Annotated in this window: 17 protein-coding genes; 9 read left to right on the top strand and 8 right to left on the bottom strand. The window is 75.1% G+C overall.

The genetic code is table 11. The features are described from left to right. Window positions 1-154: 154 nt before the first annotated feature. A complete protein-coding gene (locus AMIR_RS05420) occupies window positions 155-802 on the top strand; it encodes a class I SAM-dependent methyltransferase (RefSeq protein WP_012783698.1) in 648 nt (215 codons plus the stop codon). Window position 803: 1 nt separating this feature from the next. On the opposite strand, the gene AMIR_RS05415 is transcribed toward AMIR_RS05420, so the two are convergent. Beyond that, entirely contained in the window at window positions 804-3,287 is a 2,484-nt protein-coding gene (locus AMIR_RS05415) for a P-loop NTPase family protein (RefSeq protein ID WP_041836595.1), read from the bottom strand. Between the two features lie 83 nt (window positions 3,288-3,370). On the opposite strand from AMIR_RS05415, the gene AMIR_RS05410 reads away from it, so the two are divergent. The 3 genes from AMIR_RS05410 (at window position 3,371) to AMIR_RS05400 (ending at window position 7,431) form a co-directional block, all read left to right on the top strand. After that, entirely contained in the window at window positions 3,371-5,038 is a 1,668-nt protein-coding gene (locus tag AMIR_RS05410; RefSeq protein WP_012783696.1) for a bifunctional 3'-5' exonuclease/DNA polymerase, read from the top strand. A gap of 266 nt (window positions 5,039-5,304) precedes the next feature. Continuing rightward, window positions 5,305-6,699, top strand: a complete 1,395-nt coding sequence (locus AMIR_RS05405) for a carbohydrate-binding protein (RefSeq protein WP_012783695.1) — start codon at window positions 5,305-5,307, stop codon at window positions 6,697-6,699. A 45-nt stretch (window positions 6,700-6,744) separates the two neighbouring features. After that, window positions 6,745-7,431: a helix-turn-helix domain-containing protein gene (locus tag AMIR_RS05400; protein ID WP_049796740.1), complete on the top strand. Its 687-nt coding sequence runs from the start codon at window positions 6,745-6,747 to the stop codon at window positions 7,429-7,431. Between the two features lie 3 nt (window positions 7,432-7,434). Here AMIR_RS05400 and AMIR_RS05395 read toward each other — a convergent pair whose 3' ends face one another. The 7 genes from AMIR_RS05395 to AMIR_RS05370 all read right to left on the bottom strand — a co-directional run bounded on the left by AMIR_RS05395 (window position 7,435) and on the right by AMIR_RS05370 (window position 15,854). Continuing rightward, window positions 7,435-8,295, bottom strand: a complete 861-nt coding sequence (locus tag AMIR_RS05395) for a hypothetical protein (protein ID WP_012783693.1) — start codon at window positions 8,293-8,295, stop codon at window positions 7,435-7,437. Between the two features lie 66 nt (window positions 8,296-8,361). Then, window positions 8,362-9,543 carry a lactate 2-monooxygenase gene (locus AMIR_RS05390; protein ID WP_012783692.1) on the bottom strand — a complete coding sequence of 394 codons (1,182 nt, stop codon included), beginning with the start codon at window positions 9,541-9,543 and terminating at the stop codon, window positions 8,362-8,364. Window positions 9,544-9,770: 227 nt separating this feature from the next. Further along, entirely contained in the window at window positions 9,771-12,032 is a 2,262-nt protein-coding gene (secD, locus tag AMIR_RS05385; protein ID WP_012783691.1) for a protein translocase subunit SecD, read from the bottom strand. A gap of 56 nt (window positions 12,033-12,088) precedes the next feature. Then, complete coding sequence (locus AMIR_RS05380) at window positions 12,089-12,424, bottom strand: hypothetical protein (RefSeq protein ID WP_012783690.1); 336 nt, start codon at window positions 12,422-12,424, stop codon at window positions 12,089-12,091. Window positions 12,425-12,812: 388 nt separating this feature from the next. Next, on the bottom strand, window positions 12,813-13,808 hold the full coding sequence (locus AMIR_RS05375) for a tetratricopeptide repeat protein (protein ID WP_012783689.1): 996 nt from the start codon (window positions 13,806-13,808) through the stop codon (window positions 12,813-12,815). Window positions 13,809-14,614: 806 nt separating this feature from the next. Continuing rightward, entirely contained in the window at window positions 14,615-15,040 is a 426-nt protein-coding gene (locus tag AMIR_RS38790) for a hypothetical protein (protein WP_143760643.1), read from the bottom strand. Between the two features lie 208 nt (window positions 15,041-15,248). Next, entirely contained in the window at window positions 15,249-15,854 is a 606-nt protein-coding gene (locus tag AMIR_RS05370; RefSeq protein ID WP_012783687.1) for an FMN-dependent NADH-azoreductase, read from the bottom strand. A 108-nt stretch (window positions 15,855-15,962) separates the two neighbouring features. On the opposite strand from AMIR_RS05370, the gene AMIR_RS05365 reads away from it, so the two are divergent. From AMIR_RS05365 to AMIR_RS05350, 5 genes are all read left to right on the top strand, one after another. Further along, window positions 15,963-16,436 (top strand): MarR family winged helix-turn-helix transcriptional regulator, encoded by a 474-nt coding sequence (locus AMIR_RS05365; RefSeq protein ID WP_084798807.1) that lies wholly within the window; start codon window positions 15,963-15,965, stop codon window positions 16,434-16,436. Window positions 16,437-16,749: 313 nt separating this feature from the next. Continuing rightward, window positions 16,750-16,953: a hypothetical protein gene (locus tag AMIR_RS05360; RefSeq protein WP_012783685.1), complete on the top strand. Its 204-nt coding sequence runs from the start codon at window positions 16,750-16,752 to the stop codon at window positions 16,951-16,953. Between the two features lie 41 nt (window positions 16,954-16,994). Continuing rightward, window positions 16,995-18,677, top strand: a complete 1,683-nt coding sequence (locus tag AMIR_RS05355; RefSeq protein WP_012783684.1) for an AMP-binding protein — start codon at window positions 16,995-16,997, stop codon at window positions 18,675-18,677. Window positions 18,678-18,810: 133 nt separating this feature from the next. Further along, a complete protein-coding gene (locus AMIR_RS40000; protein WP_012783683.1) occupies window positions 18,811-18,963 on the top strand; it encodes a hypothetical protein in 153 nt (50 codons plus the stop codon). 61 nt (window positions 18,964-19,024) lie between these two features. Then, window positions 19,025-19,522 carry a PH domain-containing protein gene (locus AMIR_RS05350; protein ID WP_041836594.1) on the top strand — a complete coding sequence of 166 codons (498 nt, stop codon included), beginning with the start codon at window positions 19,025-19,027 and terminating at the stop codon, window positions 19,520-19,522. The last annotated feature ends 53 nt before the right edge of the window (window positions 19,523-19,575 follow it).

The raw sequence follows: 19,575 nt of genomic DNA, 5'->3' as shown, positions 1-19,575 counted from the left end.
GGGTCCCGGTTCCGTCGTTTCGGGGGGGGCGCGGGCGGTTGACCCCACCGGCAGCGGTGTCGGCCGGGCGCGTGCGGCACTAGCGTGCCGGGGCAGGAGCACCGGCGATCGTGGTGCCGGGCCGCCCCCGGCGCCGGGACAGGAGCGCGGCCCGATGACCGTCCACCCCGGACCGGCCCCCGACCCGGCCGTGATCGCGCGGCCGTTCGACGCGCTCGGCGCGGACTACGAGCGGGCCTTCGCGGACCTGCCCGAGCAGCTGGCCGCGCTCGACTGGTTGTTGGCCGGGCTGCCCGAGGGCGCGCGGGTGCTCGACGTCGGCTCCGGCACCGGGAGGCCGACCGCCGAGCGGCTGGTGGCGGCGGGGCACCGGGTGACCGGCTGCGACGTGTCGGCGACCATGGTCGAGCTGGCCCGCGAGCGGGTGCCGGGGGCGCGGTTCGAGCTGGTGGACGTGCGCGACCTGCCCGCCGCGCCCGCCTCGCTGGACGCGGTCACCGCGTTCTTCCCGCTGCTCCAGCTGCCCCGCGCCGACCAGGCACGGGTGCTGGCCGACCTGGCCGACCGCCTGGTCCCCGGCGGTCTGCTCGCCGTGGCGACCGTGCCCGCCGACGTCGAGGACGTCGACCTGCTCTGGCTGGGCCAACCGGTGCGCTGCACGAGCTTCCCGGCGCCCGCGTTCCGCGCGCTGGTCGAGTCCACCGGGTTGCGCGTCGAGCACGAGCGGCACGGCGCGTTCACCCCGCACTTCCCGGACGCCGTCCCGGAGGAGCACCTGTTCCTGCTGGCCCGCAAGCCGTGACCTAGCGCCCGCCCCGCGCGCGCTCGCTCTCCCGCCCGCTGAACCGCTCCCGCTCCCCCAGCTCCCGCAGCCGCACCCTGGCCTCCTCCGGGTCCGGGTGGGCGCGCACCACCGCGTCCACCGCGCCCACGACCAGGTCGGCGGGCGCGCCCGACTCGCGCAGCACGGTCGCCGCGCGGTGCGCCGCCTCCAGCGCCGACCCGACGCCCTCCGCCGCGGCGGTCCTGGCGTGCAGGGCCAGCGCGTCCGCGTACCGGCGGTCGGCGCGCAGCTGCTCGGGCGCGCGCGCCAGGTGCCACAGCAGCACCGCGGTCCGCGCCCGGCCGCTCTCCGGGCGGTCGTGCTCGGCGACCCGGTGCACGGCCGCCGCGTACGCGACCGGCGCGCCCAGGTGGTGGCCGATGAGGTCGCGCCACAGCTCGGCGACCAGCTCGGCCAGCCTCAGCGCGGTGGGGCCGTGGTCGGCGCCCGCGAGGTCGTCGACGAGGGCGTGCAGCGCGTCGGTCACCCGGTCCGCCCGCGCCACCAGCACCCGCCTCGGCAGCGCGCGCACCGCCTCCAGCACGTCGTCCACGGCGCTGACCGCCTCGGGCCCGCGCCCGTTGCGCAGCAGCGCCCGCGCCAGCCCGACCCGCGCCACGACCAGCTCGGCCGGGCGCCCGCGCAGCCGCCCGGCGATGTCGACGGCCTCCTGCGAGGCGCACAGCCGCTGCCCGCCGGTGAGCAGCGCGGCCTGCCCGACCAGCGCCCCGGCCAGCGCCGCGAGCGCGCCCTCCTCGCCGCGCGCCGCGTGCTCGCGCCGGGCGAGCACCGCCTCACCGGCGGCCTTCACCGCCTCGCCGACCTCGGCGGGCGAGGCCAGCCCGCTCAGCCGCTCCAGCGCGGTGGCCAGTTGCGGCCCAAACGCGGTCGGGTTCACGTCGGCCAGCCGCCGCAGCACCCAGATCGCCTCGTCCACCAGCGCCCTTGCCCGCTCGCGGTGCCCGCGCGGGGCGAGCAGGTCGGCGGCGGACATCAGGGCGCGGGCGAAGTCCGGCTCGTAGCGCGGGTCGTCCGCCGCGACCCGCCGCCACCGGCGCACCGCCGCGTCGGTGGCCTGCGCGCCGTCCTTCCCGGACTCGAACGCGCGCACCGCGAGCTGGTGCGAGACGCGGGCCAGGTCCATCCGGAACAGCGCCGGGTTGTGCTCGGCGAGCCGCTGCTGGAGCGCGCACGCCTCGGTGAGCGCGAGCAGCGACGCGGCCTGGTCGCCGAGACCGGCGTGCCGCAGCCCGAGCTGCTCCAGCGCGGCGGCGAGCCTGGGCAGGCAGTCCTCGTCCTCGGCGGCGGCCAGCTCGCACAGCGCCACCGCCTCCTCCGAGGCGCGCAGCGCGTCCACCGGCCGCCCGGCGGCGACCAGGCGCACCGCGAGGTCGCCGACCGCGTCGGCCAGCGCGCTGCGGTGCTCGACGGGGTCGGCGTCGGCGAGGTCCCGGCACAGCTCGACCTCGGCGAGCGCGGCCTCCACGGCCTCCTCGCGCAGGTGGGCGAGCGCGGCGCGGGCGCTGAGCACCCCGTGCAGCTCGGCGCGCTCCACCGGGTCCTCGCCCGCGCCGTCGAGCAGCACCCGGGTGAGCTGGGCGGTCACCGGGTCACCGTGGAAGCGCTCGTCGTCGAACACCCGCCTGGCCACCGCCGCCACCGCGCGCGGCGGCAGGGCCGCCAGGGTCGCGGCGGTCGCGGTCGACGCCAGCTCGGGACGCGCGGTGAACAGCTCCCCCACCCGGTGCAGCACGTGCGGCCAGCGCTGGGCGGCGCGCGCCAGGATCTGCAGGGACCCGGGGGTGCGCTCGGGGTTGATCCGCTCGTCCAGCAGCGCCACGGCGAGCACGTCCTCGGCGAGCCGTCCGGGCGGCGGTTCGGCGGTGGGGTCCAGGCTGACCAGCCACCGCACCAGCTCCACCTGGCCGCCGCGCACGCCGTGCACCTCGGCCAGCGCGGCCAGGTGCAGGTCGAACGCCGTGCGGAACGCCGAATCCGCGCCGCCCGAGGCGCGGGCGCCGGTGATCGTGCCCGCGAGCGGGTTCGGGGCGGGCAGGCCGAGCGCGGACGCGTAGTAGCCGCAGGCCTGGGCGAAGTCGCCGGGGTCCGGGTCGAGCCGCAGCTCGCCGCAGGTGTGGTCGAGGTCCGCGGCGCGCTGCCTGGCCGCCGACCACCACCAGCCCGCGTCGCGCGCGATGAGCAGCAGCCGGGGGTGCTCGGCGAGCGCCCCGCGCAGGTCGGAGGCGGGGACCAGGTCCGCGTCGTCGACCACCGCGACGACGCCCGCCTCGTGCGCGAGCCGGGTCTTGCCGACCCCGGACGGCCCGTGCAGCAGCAGCAGGGACGGGCCGCGCGAGCTGTCCCGCCAGCGCCGCAACCTGCCCAGCTCGGCGGTGCGCCCGTGCAGGGGCACGACGGCGCGCAGCGGGTCGAGCAGCTGGGCGGGGGAGGGCGTCCGGTCCACGGCGCACATCGTCCTCAGCGGCGGGTGACACGAAAGAGACATCCCCGCCGTCGTTGTCGGGGGTGGCGCGCAGAATCAAACACATGTTCGCTGCCTTGGTCCGCGAGGGCGACAACGCGGGACGCCTCCAAGCGCTGTCCGACGACGGCGTGCCGGTCGGCGCGCCCGTGCGCACCCACGACCTGGCCGCCGAGGTCGCGGCGCACGAGGCCGCGCACCGGCCGCGCTGGCTGTGGGCGTCGACCGAGGAGGTGTACCCGGAGCTGCTGGCGCGCGGCGCGCGGGTCGAGCGGTGCCACGACCTGCGGCACGTCGAGCAGCTGCTGCTCGCGCACCTGGGCAGGCACCGCGAGCCGCGCGACCTGGCGGCGGCCGTGGCCAGGCTGGACGGGCTGCCCGCGCCCGACGACGTGGCGCCGCGCAAGAAGGACGACCAGCCGGTGCTGTTCGAGCCGGAGCGCGCGCCGCTGCCCGGTGGGGCCGACCCGCTGGACGCGGTGCTGCGGGTGCACGCCGAGCAGCGGCGGGTCGCGGCCGGGCTGCCGCCGTCGCTGCGGCTGCTGTTCGCCGCCGAGTCCGCGAGCGCGCTGGCGGGCGCGGAGATGACGCACTTCGGGCTGCCGTGGCGGCGGGACGTGCACGAGGAGCTGCTGGCCGACCTGCTCGGGCCCAGGACCGCGCCGGGGGTGAGGCCGCGCAGGCTCGCCGAGCTGGCCGACCGGATCACGGCGGCGTTCGGCGGGCGGGCGGTGAACCCGGACAACCCGGCGAGCATCGTGCGCGCGTTCGCCAGGGAGGGCGTGGACGTGCCGTCCGCGCGCGCGTGGGTGATCAAGGAGCTGGACCACCCGGCCGCCGAGCCGCTGCTGGCGTACAAGGAGCTGGCGCGGCTGTGGGTGGCGCACGGCTGGTCCTGGTTGGACGCGTGGGTGGCGGACGGGCGGTTCCGGCCCGACTACGTCGTCGGCGGGGTGGTGTCCGGGCGGTGGGCGACGCGGGGCGGGGCGGCGCTGCAGATCCCGCGCTCGCTGCGCACGGCGGTGCGCGCCGATCCGGGGTGGCGGCTGGTGGCGGCGGACGCGGCGCAGCTGGAGCCGAGGGTGCTGGCGGCGCTGTCGCGGGACCGGCGGCTGGCCGAGGTCGCGGGCGAGGACGACCTGTACACGACGCTCGCGGCGGACTCGTTCCACGGCGACCGGGGGCAGGCGAAGATCGCGATGCTGTCGGCGATGTACGGCGGCACGAGCGGCGGGGCGGCGGAGCTGCTCGCGGTGCTGCGGCGGCGGTTCCCGGACGCGGTCGGGTACGTGGAGCGGGCGGCGCGCGAGGGCGAGCGGGGCGGGGTGGTGCGGTCGCGGCTGGGTCGGACCTCGCCCGCGCCGTCGCAGGCCTGGCACGAGGCGACCGGGAGCGCGGACGACGGGGAGGACGCGCTGCGGCGCTCGCAGCGGGCGGCGCGGGAGTGGGGGCGGTTCACCAGGAACTTCGTGGTGCAGGCGAGCGCGGCGGACTGGACGGCGGCGCTGCTGGGCGCGCTGCGGAGACGGCTGCACGAGCGCGCGCCGGAGGCGCACCTGGTGTTCTTCCAGCACGACGAGGTCCTCGTGCACTGCCCGGCCGGGCTGGCGGAGGTGGTGTGCGCGGAGGTCGTGGCGGCGGGCGAGGAGGCGTCGCGGCTGGTGTTCGAGGGCACGGACGTGCGGTTCCCGCTGAAGGCGGTGCCGGTGGAGCGGTACTCGGACGCGAAGTAGGCGGGAGGCGGGGCTGGGCAGTTGGGCGGGGGAGGCGACCGGGTAGCGCGCGGCTTGGCCGTCCTGCGGGCGCGGCCGGACCTTCCGCCCGAGGCGACCGGGGTCGCCAGCAGGGGTGACCGGGCCGTTCGACAGCGCGCGCAGCCCGTCCGTCGGGTGCCGGAACTTCGGTTTTGTCGCAAGTAGCGCCGGTCGGCCCCTTGCCCTCCGCCCGTGAGAGCGCTCTCATGATGTGACCGCCGCGTGACGAGGAGGTCACCCGAGCCATGTCCGACACCAAGCGCAGACGACTCCTAGCGGCCACGGCCGCGTTCGCCGTGCTGGTCCCCGCGGCAACGCTCGCGGCCGTCTCCGCGAACGCGTCCGTCCCGAGCCAACCCGGCTGGACGCTCCAGTGGAGCGACGACTTCGACGGCCCCGCGAACACGCTGCCGTCGTCGTCCAACTGGATCATCGACCAGGGCCACGGCTACCCCGGCGGCCCCGCCAACTGGGGCACCGGCGAGATCCAGAACTACACCAACAGCACCAGCAACCTGAAGCTCGACGGCTCCGGCAACCTGCGCATCACCGCACTCAAGGACGGCGCGGGCAACTGGACGTCCGGCCGCGTCGAGACCCAGCGCAGCGACTTCAAGCCCCCCTCGGGCGGCAAGCTCGCGATCGAGTCTCGGCTCCAGATGCCGAACGTGACCGGTGACGCCGCGCTCGGCTACTGGCCCGCGTTCTGGGCGCTCGGCTCGCCGTACCGGGGCAACTACTGGAACTGGCCCGCCATCGGCGAGTTCGACATCATGGAGAACGTCAACGGCCTCAACAGCGTGTGGGGCGTGCTGCACTGCGGCGTCAACCCCGGCGGCCCGTGCAACGAGACCAACGGCCTCGGCAACAGCCGGGCGTGCCCCGGCTCCTCGTGCCAGTCGGCGTTCCACACCTACCGGTTCGAGTGGGACACCTCGGTCAGCCCGCAGCAGCTGCGCTGGTACGTCGACGGCCAGCAGTTCCACAGCGTCAACCAGGGCCAGTTCGACGCCACGACGTGGAGCAACATGACCGGCCACGCCGGGTACTTCGTGCTGCTGAACCTGGCGATGGGCGGCGCGTTCCCCAACGGCGTCGCGGGCTTCGGCACGCCCACGGCGGCCACCCAGTCCGGGCACTCGCTGGTGGTCGACTACGTCGCGGTGTGGTCGGCGGGCGGCGGCACGAACCCGACCACCACGACCACTCCCCCGCCCGGCGGCAGCGGCTGGGACGCGTACGCGGACGTCCAGGCCGAGCAGGCGACCACCCGCAGCGGCGGGACCGTCGAGTCCGCCTCGGACACCGGCGGCGGGCAGGCCGTGGCGCGGCTGGGCAACGGGAACTCGCTGAAGTTCTCCGGCGTGCGGTTCGGCAGCGGCGGGGCCAGCCAGTTCCTGGGGCGGGTCGCGTCGGGTGCGGCCACCGGGATCAGCGGGCTGGTCGAGGTGCGGCTGGACAGCCCGACCGCGGCCCCCGTGGGCAGCTTCTCGGTCGGCAGCACCGGTGGTTGGCAGAGCTGGCGGACGGTGCCCGCGAACATCAGCCGGGTGACCGGGACGCACGACGTGTACGTGACGTTCACCAGCGGTCAGCCCTCGGCGTTCGTGAGCGTGAACTGGGTGAAGTTCGGCAACTGACCAGGTGACGGGTGACCGCCCGCCCTCCCGGCTACCGTGGGACGCGTGTACCGGGAGAGGCGGGCGCACTCGGGTCTGCGCTGCGTGTGGCGGCGCGAGGTCGACGCGGGCGCGGTGGACGGCGAGGTGCGGGTCGTGCCGGACGGCTGCACGGACCTGCTGTTCTCCCCCGGCGACGGCAGGCTGTTCGTCGCCGGGCCGGACACGCGCGCGCACCTGAGCGCCGAGTCGGGCGCGCTGCACGCGGTGCGCTTCCCGCCCGGCGTCGGGCCGTCGGTGTTCGGGGTTCCCGGCGTCGAGCTCCGCGACCGGCGGGTGCCGCTGGACGCGCTGTGGGGCCCGGTCGACGCCCTGCTCGACCGGCTGCTGACCGCCGCCGACCCCGAGGTGGTGCTGGCGCGGGAGTCGGTGCGGCGGCTGCGCGAGTCCCCGCCGGACCCGGTGGCGCGGGTGATCGCGGCGACCGTGGCGCGACCGGGCGGGGTGGCGGGGCTCGCGGACGGGATCGGGCTCAGCGAGCGGCAGCTGCGGCGGCGCAGCGCGGCGGCGTTCGGGTACGGGCCGAAGGTGCTGCAGCGGGTGCTGCGGTTCGACCGGGCGGTGGCGCTGGCGCGCGCCGGGACCGGGTTCGCGGAGACCGCGGCGCGCACCGGGTACGCCGACCAGGCGCACCTGTCGCGCGAGGTGCGGGAGCTGGCCGGGGTGCCCCTGGGGGTGCTGGTCGGGCGGTGAGCCTCAGCCGTCGAGCCTGCCGTGCGCGCGCAGGGCCAGCAGCGCCTCGATGGTGACGATGGGCCGCCACTCGTGCTCGGTCGCGGGCGTCCACACCGGCCACGCGAACGTCCAGCCGCCGTCGTCCTGCTGCTTGGCGGCCAGCACGTCGAGGTCGCGGGTGAGCTCCTCGGCGGTGAACCAGCGCGCGGCCAGCGAGTCCGGGGTGGGCGCGTAGTCGTGCGGCTTGTGCACCTCGCCCGCCGCGTACCCCTCGTGCACCGCGCCCGAGCCCAGCTCGACCAGCCCCTGCGCGCGCACCAGCTCGCCGAGCTTCTCGGCGGCCCGCTCGGCGCGCGGCCGGTCCGGGACGTGGTCGAGGAACCGCAGGCAGCCGTTGACCTCGTACGGGTGGGACTTCTCCAGCGACTCGACGCGCTCCCAGCAGAACGCGGTGGCCGCGTCGAGCCAGGGGTGGACGGCGCCGATCTTGTGCAGGGTGCCCGCGAGCAGGCCGGTCATCAGCAGGTCGCTGGCCGGGTCGGCGACCCACCAGGGCGCGGACGGGCCGTCCGAGGACAGCGAGTTGGGCACGCCGCCGTCGGCGTTGGTGATCGTGGTGAGGAAGTCGCAGGCGGCGGAGCCGTGGGACCGGTCGCCCGCCTCGTCGAGCAGGCTGAGCGCGGTGTGGACGTGCAGCGGCTGGCTGGCCGGCCCGCGCCCGTCGGGTTCGAGGGCGTGCCCGAACCCGCCGTCGTCGTTGCGGTGCGCCAGGACGGCGTTGACGACGGGGGCGGCGGGACCGCCGTCGAACAGCAGGGCGAACCTCCGCTGCTCCAGGGCGCGGGCGTGCAGCCAGACGAATTTCCGGGCTCGTTCGATCATGCGACCGACCCTAGGCGCGGGGTGGGCGCGCGGTCTTGAAGGAAACGGACACGTCCCCGAACGGGGTCAGCCCGCCCAGCGTCCGGGGGCCGCGCGCAGGGCGTCCCGCCCCAGCTCGGCCGGGCTGCGGTGCCCGGACAGGCCGAGGGTGAGGTCGAAGTCGGCGAGCAGGGAGCGCAGCACGTGCCGCACGCCCTGCTGGCCGCCGTGCGCGAGCCCGTACGCGTAGGGCCTGCCCAGCAGCACCGCGCGGGCGCCGAGCGCGAGCGCCTTGAGCACGTCGGCCCCACCGCGCACGCCCGAGTCGAACAGCACCTCCATGCGTCCCGCGACCGCGTCCACGACGTCGGGCAGCGCGTCGAGCGCGGCCACGGCGCCATCGACCTGCCTGCCGCCGTGGTTGGACACCACGACCCCGTCCATCCCGGCGTCGGCCGCGCGCAGGGCGTCGTCGGGGTGCAGGACCCCCTTGAGGACGATCGGGCCGTCCCAGTGCTCGCGCAGGAACGGCAGGTCCTCCCAGCGGTGGTCGGTGCCGGTGAACATCTGCACCCAGCGCAGCACGGCCTCGGTCAGGTCCTCCTCGGGCGGGGCGCTCAGGCCGGCGCGGAACACCGGGTCGCTGAACGGGGTGGCGGTGCCGATGCCGCGGATGAACGGCAGGTAGGCGTGGTCGAGGTCGTGCGGGCGCCAGGCGAGGGTCCAGGTGTCCAGGGTGACCACGAGGGTGCTGAACCCGGCCTTGCGGGCGCGGTCGAGGATGCTGGCGCACACCTCGGGCTCGTTGGGGCGGTAGAGCTGGAACCAGCGCGGCCCGTCACCGGCGGCCTCGGCGACCTCCTCGACGGTGTGCGAGGAGGCGGTGGACAGCACGAACGGCACGCCCAGCTCGGCGGCGGCGCGCGCGGTGGCCAGCTCGCCGTCCGGGTGCAGGATCGACTGGACGCCGATCGGGGCGAGCAGCACGGGCGCGGGCATCTCGGTGCCGAGCACGGTGACCCCGAGGTGCCGCTGGCTGGCGCCGGTGAGCATCCGGGGCACGATCCGCCACCCGTCGAACGCCTCCCGGTTGGCGCGGGCCGTGGCCCCGCTCCCGGCGGCCCCGGCGACGTACCAGTAGGGACCGGGCCCGAGCCGCTGCCGGGCCGACTCGGCGAGGCCCTCGGGGTCGGTGGTGAACGGCGGCACGGTGCCCGCCAGACCTTGGAGGTAGATCTCGTTCTGGTAGGCGGCGAACTGAGCAGTCACGTCGTTCCACCCTCCGCTGGGCCGCACCGCACCGCTTCGGACTCCAGATCATGCTGGTGCCACCCCGCCCCACCCGCAAGCCGCGACCTCGCAGGGGTGTGGTCGTGCGCCAGCACGGCGGTGGACGCGCGAGAGCCCCACCCGCGTGGTTCAGGGCTGCGGGTGGGGCTCTCACGTGGTCGGGCGATGGGGCGCCCGGTGGGGTCAACCGGTGCGCGGTGGGCAGGTCACCCCTTGTCCCGCTCGCCGTTCCGCTTCACGTCCTGCTTCACGTCCTGCTTCACGTCGCGCTTGCGGGTCGGGCGCTTCGCGCGGCCCGCGTTCGGTCCCCACCGGCCGTCCAGGGCGATCGCGATCGGGGCCGCCGTGACGATCGTCGACGCGGTGCCCGCGACCAGGCCGATCAGCAGGGCGGTGGCGAAGTCGGCGAGCGAGCCGTCGCCGAGCACGAGCAGCGCGGCCAGGACGAACAGGACGCCGATGCCCGTGTTGACCGTCCTCGGGATGGTCTGGAGCACGGCGCTGCCGACGAGCTCCGGGTAGTCGCGCCTCGGATCGGCCCTGCGCAGCTCGCGGACCCGGTCGAACACCACGACCGAGTCGTTGACCGAGTAGCCGATCACGGTGAGCAGCGAGGCCAGGAACACGCCGTCCGCCGTCTTCCCCATCCAGGCGAACGCGCCGACGAGCACGACCACGTCGGCGACCAGCGCGGACACCGTGGCCAGGCCGAGGCGCCAGTCGAAGCGGTACGCGAGGTACGCCAGCTGCGCGGCCACGGCGATGGCCAGCGCGATCAGCGCGTTGCGGCGCAGCTCGTCGCCGAGGCTGGGGCCGATCAGCTCGTTGGCGACCTGCTCCGCGCCGCCGGTGGCGCGGTCGACGGCTTCGCCGACCCGCGCGGACGCGGCCTCGTCGATCGGGCCGGTGCGCACCGACACGCCGCTGTCGCCGGAGGTGGCGACCACGGCGTCCGGGAAACCGGCGTCGGCGAGCGCGTCGCGCACCCGGCCGGTGTCGACGGAGGCGGCGGTGAACTCCAGCATCCGGCCGCCGGTGAACTCCACGCCGAGGTCGAGACCGCGCACGGCCAGGCCGGACAGCGCGGCCACCGCGATCAGCGCGGCGGCGACCAGCCAGCGCGTCGGGCGCCGGAACAGCACGATGCCGCGCCCGGTCAGCCAGGTGCGCACCCGGCCGAGGTCGTGCAGGCCGCTCCAGCGCGGGCGGCGCTCCAGCACCGGCATGATCAGCTGGAGCAGGACGCGGCTGAGCACGAGCGCGCTGAACAGCGAGGCCACGACGCCGATGGACAGCGTCACGCCGAAGCCCTTGACCGGGCCGACCGCCAGCCAGAACAGCAGTCCGGCGGCGAGCAGGGTGGTGGCGTTCGAGTCGGCGACGGCGCTGAACGCGCCCCGGAACCCGAGGTCGACCGAGCGGGGCATCCGGCGGCGGCGGGCGAACTCCTCGCGGGCGCGCTCGAACACCAGCACGTTCGCGTCCACGGCCATGCCGACCGCGAGGACGAACCCGGCGAGGCCCGGCAGGGTGAGGGTGGCGCCGATCGCGAGGAGCGCGGCGTAGGACACGGCGGCGTAGGCGACGAGGGCGAGCACCGCGACCAGGCCGGCGAGCCGGTACACGCCGATGAGGAACAGGCCGGTCAGGGCGACGCCGATGATCGCGGCGCGGGCGCTGGCGTCGATGGCCTCGGCGCCGAGCGTCGGGCCGACGGTGCGCTGCTCGACCACGTCCACCGGCACGGGCAGCGCGCCGGAGCGGATCACCAGCGCCAGGTCCTCGGCCTCGTCCTGGGTGAAGGAGCCGGTGATCTGCGTGCTGCCGCCGATCATGCCGGTGCCGCAGCCGACGGACGGGTCGACCTGCGGCGAGGAGATCACCTCGTCGTCGAGCCGGAACGCGATCTGCCTGCGCGGGTCGCCCGGTGGCGCGCAGGCCGCCTCGGCGCTGACCCGCTGCCAGGCGGCGGGGGCGTCGCCCTGGAACTCGATGCCGACGGTCCACCCGATGCCGCCCTGCGCGGGCGAGGCCTGGGCGTTCTTGATGCCGTCACCGGTCATGACGGTGTCACCGAGCGCGATGCCGATCCCGGCCGGGGAGGGCGTGCCACCGGCGCCGGTGACGGGGTGGACGGAGAGCTGCGCGGTGCGCCCGAGGACCTCGACGGCCTCGGCCGGGTCCTGGACGCCGGGGAGCTCGACCACGATGCGGCGGTCGCCGGAGCGGGCGAGCACGGGTTCGGCGACGCCGAGCTCGTCGACGCGGCGGCGCAGCACCTCCATGGCCCGGTCGGTGGCCTCGGAGGCGCTCCCGTCGGGCGTCTCGAGCACGATCTGCGTCCCGCCGCGCAGGTCGAGGCCGAGGCGGGGGGCGGTGGTGAGCAGGAGGAAGGCGGACGCGGCGAGAACGCCCAGGGACAGCAGTCCCCGGACGAGCAGTTCCCGCCGCGCGGCTGGGCGCGGCATGGGTGTGGCCTCCGGTGAGAGGGGGTGGGGTGAGGGGGTGGGGTGAGGGGGTGCGGTTACCGGAGGTCGGGTGGGGGCGCGCGGCCGTTGAGCGGGACCTGGGCGCGGCGGGCGAGGTCGACGTGCGCGGCGTGGACAGCGGCGGGCCGCGCCTGGGGCGCCGGAGTCCGGTGGACGACGGGCAGCACCCCGTCGAGCGGCTGCCCGACCTGCCCGGCCGGACCGTGCTTGACCGGGTGCCCGGTGGGCCGCGAGGTGGCGGGCAGGTGCGCGGCGTCGGCGACGGCCGACACGGCGGCGAGAGCGGGCCGGAGGTCGACGTGCTCGATCGGACTCGCGAAGAGGTAACCGGCGACCAGCCCGAGAACCAGCAGAACAGCCCTGCGGACCATCCCACCTCCCGGTACCGAACTGGCCAACCCGGCTGAACCGGCCGAACTGGTTGAGCTGGTTGAACTGGCCGACGACCTGTTCACCCCAGGTTAGAGGCAGGGGGAGCGGCATCGCGGCTCGGGAGGTGCGGCGGTGCGGCAGGGCGGCGGTACGGCGGCGGCGGCGGTGCGGCGGCGGTGCGGCAGGGCGGCGGTACGGCGGCGGCGGCGGTACGGCGGCGGCGGCGGTGCGGCAGGGCGGCGGTGCGGCAGGGCGGCGGTGCGGCGGCGGTGCAAAGGCAGCGCGACTCGGATGTGCTTGAGGGCTGGTGGTGGGGCAGGTCCGGGTTGGGCTGCGTGGTGCTGGTGCTGGTGCTGGCGGGTTGGGGTTAGCGGTGACGGGTTGGGGTTAGCGGTGGTTGCCGCTCAGGACGACTACCGCGCCGCCGAGGACGGCGAAGATCCAGGACAGGACCAGGGGTTGCATGGTGGTCGCGCCCAGGAACAGGCCGGCCGTCCACACCACGAGGATGGTGGTCGACGCGGTGAACGCCACGCCTGCCAGTGCCACCTTCGGGCGGTGCAGTGGGACCGCCAGGAGTGCTCGGCGGGTGCCCCTGCGGGCGCGGAAGAGCACGGTCAGGACCGTCACCGCGCACGCGCCCACCAGCCCCGCCGCCAGGTAGGCCAGTGCCGGGGTCGGCTTGGGCATTCCTGCCAGCAGCAGCAGGAGGTCGCCCGCCGCCAGCAGCGCGGCCAGCCTGGTGAGCGCGGACCAGAGCAGGGCGTGCGCCTTGGTCAGCGACTCGTGCGCGGGCGAGGCGGTGGGTTTGCCGCCGCGCTTGCGCCAGGCCGTGGCCAGGTTGGCCCTGACGTCCTCGTTCTCCGGGTCCAGCCGCAGCGAGGTGCGGTAGGCGTGCTCGGCGGTGTCCCAGTCGCCCACGCGCAGCGCCGCGTCACCGAGCACCTGGAACGTCCTGGCCTGCTCCGGCGCGAGCCGCGTCGCCTCCCGCGCCACGGCCACCGCCTCCCGCCTGCCGTCCGGCGCGGCGGCTAACACGTCGGCCAGCACCACCAGGCAGCGCCAGTCCCCCGGCTTGCGCCGCACGCACTCCCGCGCCGACACCACCGCCTCCCGGTGCCGCCCCAGCTCGCTCAGCGCCAGCGCCGCCAAGCGCTGAGCCCACGAGTGGTCGCCGTCCAGCACCAGCGCCCGCTTCGCGGCCGACAGAGCGGGATCGGGTTGGTCGACGTCCAGGAGCGCGGCAGCCAGCTCGCACCACGCCTGCGCGTGCCGCGGGTTGACCGCCAGCACCGGGCGGAGCAGGTCGATCGCCTTGTAGGGCAAGCCCTTCGCGGTCAACTCCGCCGCCCGGACGAGCACCGCGGTGATCGGTTCGGACATGGCACCTCCCGGAGGTCTCACCCAGTGTGACAGCGCCACTACTGACACCAATGGGCGATGCGCCCAGGTCCCGCAGTCGTGAACCGCTGTCACCACACCGGGATCAGGACCGGTGGACCACCGGATGCCTTATCGGGCAAGGAGGTTGGTGCGTTCATTCAGTTGTGGGGTTGTTCGACACCTCCTTCGGGAGTTGCGGCTGCGGTCAGTAACACCGCCACCAGCAGTAGCAGCAACACCAGCAGTAGCGGCAGCGGCCAGCAGTGATATCGCCAAGTCCGGAGAGCGGACGAGACGCGATGAGGAAGGGCGCGGACGAGGCGACGCAGGAGAGGGCAGGAGAGGGCAGGAGAGATGAAGGGATGTGGACAGCAGGACGGTGTTGGGCAGCGCGGCAGACGGAGTGGCGAGACGGCGGCCCGGCAACGGCAGCCCGGCAACCGGTGGCCTGGTGATTGGCGACCAGGTGATTGGTCGCGGGGAGACCGGACCGGTGGTCGGGTCGAGGAGCGGATGGCGGCTGGTGAAGGGCTGCTCTGTGGCTGGCAGCTGGCGGCTGACAGCACTGACTGGCGATCTAGTGGAGAAGTGGCCAGCGGACTGGTGGACATGAGCGACTGGCTGCCGGGTGGAGAAACAGGCGGTAGTGGTGTGGGCGGGGGGCGGCAGCGGGCAGCGACGGGCGGGCGGGGTGGCTGCCTGTTCTGGTGGTTGGCAGGCGCGGTGGCGGGTAGCGGCCGGGGTAGTGAGCGGTGGCCGCGCAGTGGACGGCAACCGTGGTGGCAGCGTTAGCCGTGGTGGCAGCGTTAGCCGGGTAGGTAGTAGGCGGCAGCCGGGTAGTAGGCGGCAGCCGGGTAGTAGGCGGCAGCCGGGTAGTAGGCGGCAGCCGGGTAGTAGGCGGCAGCCGGGTAGTAGGCGGCAGCCGGGTAGTAGGCGGCAGCCGGGTGGCGGGCGGGCGGGTGGCGGGCGGTGACTGCGGTGGCAGCCGCAGTTGAGGGGCAGCCGGGGTGGTGGACGGCGGCGGGTGGCAACCGCGGTCGCAGCCGTGCGGTGGGTGGCGGCTGCGGCAGCAACCACAGTCGCGGCGGCAACTGCGCGACGGGCGGCAGCCAGGCGACGGCGGTCGCCAGGCGGTGGCCGCAGCCAGGCGGTGGCCGCAGCCAGGCGGTGGCCGCAGCCAGGCGGTGGCCGCAGCCAGGCGGTGGCGGTGGCCAGGCGGTGGCGGTGGCCACGGCCAGGCAGTGGCGGTGGCCAGGCGGTGGCGGTGGCCACGGCCAGGCAGTGGCGGTGGCCAGGCGGTGGCGGTGGCCACGGCCAGGCAGTGGCGGTGGCCAGGCGGTGGCGGTGGCCACGGCCAGGCAGTGGCGGTCGCCAAGCGGTGGCGGTGGCCGGGCAGTGGCGGTGGCGGCGCGGCGGCGGTGGCCGCGTGGGGGTGGGGGGTTAGGCGGCTGCCAGGGTGCGGGCGTTGCGGTGGGCCTCGGCCAGGGACGTGGCTGCCAGGTCCTTGAACTGGGCCAGGTCCGGGACCAGGTTGGCGTTGGTCATCTCGGCGTGGACGAACTCCAGGTCGTGGTGGAGGCCGATCAAGCTGAAGGCCGCCTTCAGGTACGGCTCCTGGAAGTCGAAGCCCTCCCTCGGGGTGCCCGGCGCGTACGAGCCGCCTCTGGCGGTCACCACGACGACGCGCTTGCCGCTCAGCGCGCCCCTGCCCGTCTCGCGGTCGGCCATGTACGAGCTCTGGGTCACCCAGTCCAGCCACGCCTTCAGCGACGACGTGATCGTGAAGTTGTACATCGGGGTGCCCAGGAGCACGGTGTCCGCCGCCTCCAGCTCGGCGCCCAGCTCGCGCGCCAGCGGGCTCTCCTCGCCGCGCATCCGGCTGGCCAGCGCCGCCGCGTCGAGGTGCGGGAGCGGGTCGACGCCCAGGTCGCGGTAGGCGTACCCGGCGCCGGGGTGGGCCTCCCGCCAGGCCTCGGCGAACGCGGCGGTGACCTCCCTGGACACCGAACCCTCGGTGCGCAGGCTCGTGTCGATGTGCAGCAGCACTTCAATCCCCTCTCGGAAGTTCCTGTCGCAGACGTTACGAGGAGAAACGTTCCGAGTCAAGAAGATATCGGGGCGGATCATCCGAACGTGGGGGTACCATCCACGGGTATGGACCTCACCGCGCCCCAGACCGACAGCCGCGGCGAAGACCTGAACTGGCTGCTGCACCGCGCCGCCCAGAAGCTGAACGCGACCGCGCAGGAGGTCGCCGTCAAGCACGGCGTCAGCACCCGCGGTCAGGTCATCCTCACGGCGCTCGTGAGCCACAGCTGCACCCGCACCCAGCTCTCGCTCGGCCACATGCTCGGCCTGGACAAGACGACGCTGACCGCCGAGCTCGACCGCCTGGAGCGGGCGGGCCTGGTCGAGCGCAAGCCGGACCCCAACGACCGCCGCGTGCGCACGCCCTCGATCACCGAGCAGGGGCGCGCCGTGCAGCGGGACGTCGCGGTGGCGCACGGGGCGGTCGAGGCGGAGTTCATGGCCGACCTGAGCCCGGTCGAGGCGGCCCTGCTCAAGGCGCTGCTGCACCGGCTGATCAGCGCCGAGCGGGGCACCCCGGACAGCGGCTCCTGCCTCTGACCTCAAGAACGCCCCAGCTGCACCGTACGTACACAGCGCGCTCCACCATTCGGGTGCAATAATCCACCGAACAGGTGAGAGCTAGTAGCGCATTCTCACGCACAGCCGATACGCAACGGGGTCGCCACGGCACGCTCCGGTCTGGTCGTTTTCACCCTTCTCGGGGACAGGACCGAAGGCACCGTGCGACGCTAAGGACGGCTCGACACGGCTGCCCGGCGCTCGTTCGCCACGCCGCCGGTCCAGCGCGCCCGCATGGGCGCGCGCCGGTCGTCCGCAGCGCCCGCGTCGAGGAATATGGAGGTAGGAACCTGTGAGCACAGGTAAGGAGTGGCAGATCGCCTGCCGCGACATAGCTTCCCGTCGCCGTGACATGACCGTCTTCGTCAGCCAGGGGCACGTCGTGGTCACCGTGCCGCCCGGCGAGGCCGCCGTGCTCACCCCCCTGGAGGTGGGCAGGCTGCGCGCCGCGCTGCGGGACGCCGTCGTGAACGCCTCCGACACCCCGGAAGCCTGACCCTCTTCCTACTCACGGGTAGGTAATGCCACCATCGAGCGATGGGCACCTACTCGGCAGCACGGGCGCTGGCGACCCTGGTCCGCGCGGGCGTGGTGCGCCCCATGCGGCCGGACCGGTTGCTCGGCGTGCTCGGCGCGTACCTGCGCTGGCGCGTCACCCTGCCCTTCGGCTACGCCACCGGCGCGGCGAGGCACCCCGACCGGACCGCGCTGGTGGACGACCTCGGCGCGCTGACCTACGCCGAGGTCGACCTGCGCACGACCCGGCTCGCGGCGGGGCTCGCCGCGCTCGGCGTGCGCGGTGACCAGCGGGTCGCCGTGCTGTGCCGCAACCACCGGGGGTTCGTGGAGACCGTCACGGCGTGCGCGAAGCTCGGTGCCGACGTGGTCCTGCTCAACAGCGGGTTGAGCCCGGCGCGGCTCGTGGCGGTGCTGCGGGAGCAGGAGCCGGTGGCACTGGTCGCCGACGCCGAGTTCGACGGAGCGCTGCGCGACGCGCCCAGCGGGATCATCCGCGTCACGGCCTGGCCGGATGACGGTGAGAACGTGGGCAGAAATGCGCAGGCCGAGCAGGCGTGCGGAAGTGCGCGAGCCGGGCACGTGGGCGGGCGTGCGGAGGTCGGTGAAGCGGCGGCGTCAGCCTGCCTGCCCGGCGGAACCGGCAGCCACCCCCGCACCACCCTCGACGACCTCCGCGCCACCCCCACACCCCTCCCCGCCCGCACGAGCCGCAGTCACGTCATCGTGCTCACCTCCGGCACCTCGGGTCCCGCGAAGGGCGCCCGTCGCCCCGAGCCGCCGAGTCTCGCGCCCGCCGCGGCGCTGTTCTCGCGCATCCCCCTGCGGCACGGCGACGTCTGCGCGATCCCCGCCCCGCTGTTCCACACCTGGGGCTTCGCCGCGTTCCAGCTCGCCCTCGTGCTCGGCGGCACGCTCGTCCTGCGCCGCCACCCGACCCCCGAAGCCCTGGCCGAGGACCTGCGCGGGTGCGACGCCCTGTTCACCGTCCCCGTCCAGCTCCAGCGCCTCCTGGAGGTGAACGACCCCCTCCCCTCCCCCAGGGTGATCGCGTCCAGCGGTTCCGCGCTGCCGCCGCGCGTGGTCCGGGACTGCCTGCGCCGCACCGGCCCCGCGCTGCACAACCTCTACGGCTCCACCGAGGTCTCCTGGGTCACCGTCGCCCGCCCGGACGAGCTGGCCGCGCACCCGACCACCGCCGGGAAGCCACCGCCCGGCACCGTCCTGGAGATCCTCGACGAGCACGGCGACCCCGTTCCCCCAGGCGGGACCGGCCGGATCTTCGCGGGCAACGCCATGCTGTTCGACGGCTACACCCACGCCGAGGGCCGGGACCGGGTGCGCGGGCTGCTGCCCACCGGGGACCTCGGCCGGGTCGTCGACGGGCTGCTGTTCGTCGTCGGCCGGGACGACGAGATGGTCGTCTCCGGCGGCGAGAACGTCCACCCCTCGGCCGTCGAGGACGTGATCTCCGCTATGCCCGGCGTGCGCGAGGTGGCCGTGGTGGGCGTGCCGGACGAGCGGTTCGGGCAGCGGCTGGTGGCCCACGTGGTCAAGGACGACGACGGCCCGGACGAGGAGGCGGTGCTGGCGCGGGTGCGGGCGGAGCTCGCCCGGTTCGCCGTGCCGCGCGCCGTCGTCTTCCGCCCGGAACTGCCCCGCAACGCCACCGGCAAGGTCCTCAAGCGCGAACTCGGAGCGTGATCGGGCGGAACTCGGGGGTGAGCGCGCGCCGCCATGTGTGCCATGCTCCGCGAGGACGTTTGCCTCCCCTGCGTCCCAGGGCCGCGTACCGCTGCCGCGGGCCGCGGTGCCACCGAGCGAACGGAGCTTGACGATGGTTGTTAACTCTCTCCGCAGAATCCTCGCGGTCGCCGCTCTCTGCGCGTCCTTCGGCGTGGTCGCGGCCGTCGCGGCGAGCGCGAGCCCCGCGGTCAACGCCTCCGCGATCGAGGACACCTTCACCCCGCCCTACTCCATCGAGCCCTGAGCACCCGCTCACCGGCCGGGGTCGTGTGACGCGACCCCGGTCCTTCGGGCACAGTGAGTGAGTGAGCACCGAAGTGTTGCGCCTGCGCGCGCCCCGGAACCGGGTCAGCCGCAGGGCGATCACCCTCTGGACCCTGGACGCGGCGATCGGGTGGCTGGTGCTGCTGGCGATCCAGCTGGTCCCCTACTTCCTGGTGTCGGACGCGTCGCCGTGGCAGATCGCCGGCCTGGTGGCCACGGTCGTCGTGGGCGTGGCGCACACGCTGGTGATGCCCCGGTGGCGGTACCGCGTGCACCGCTGGGAGGCCACGCCGGAGGCGGTGTACACGCTGTCCGGCTGGGTGACCCAGGAGTGGCGGATCGCGCCGGTCTCGCGCATCCAGACCGTGGACACCAAGCGCGGGCCGCTCCAGCAGCTGCTGCGCCTGTCGACGGTGACCGTGACCACGGCGTCGGCGGCGGGGCCGGTGGAGATCGCGGGTCTGGACCACGCCGAGGCGGTGCGGTTGGCCGAGGAGCTGACCTCGACGACGCAGGCCACGCCGGGTGACGCGACGTGACGGCGCCGGACGAGCGCGGACCGCAGCAGCCCGCACCGCAGATCGCCGTGCCG

Origin of the sequence: Actinosynnema mirum DSM 43827 (assembly GCF_000023245.1) — a bacterium.
Classification (GTDB): domain Bacteria; phylum Actinomycetota; class Actinomycetes; order Mycobacteriales; family Pseudonocardiaceae; genus Actinosynnema; species Actinosynnema mirum.
This window is presented reverse-complemented; position numbering and strand designations above follow the sequence as displayed.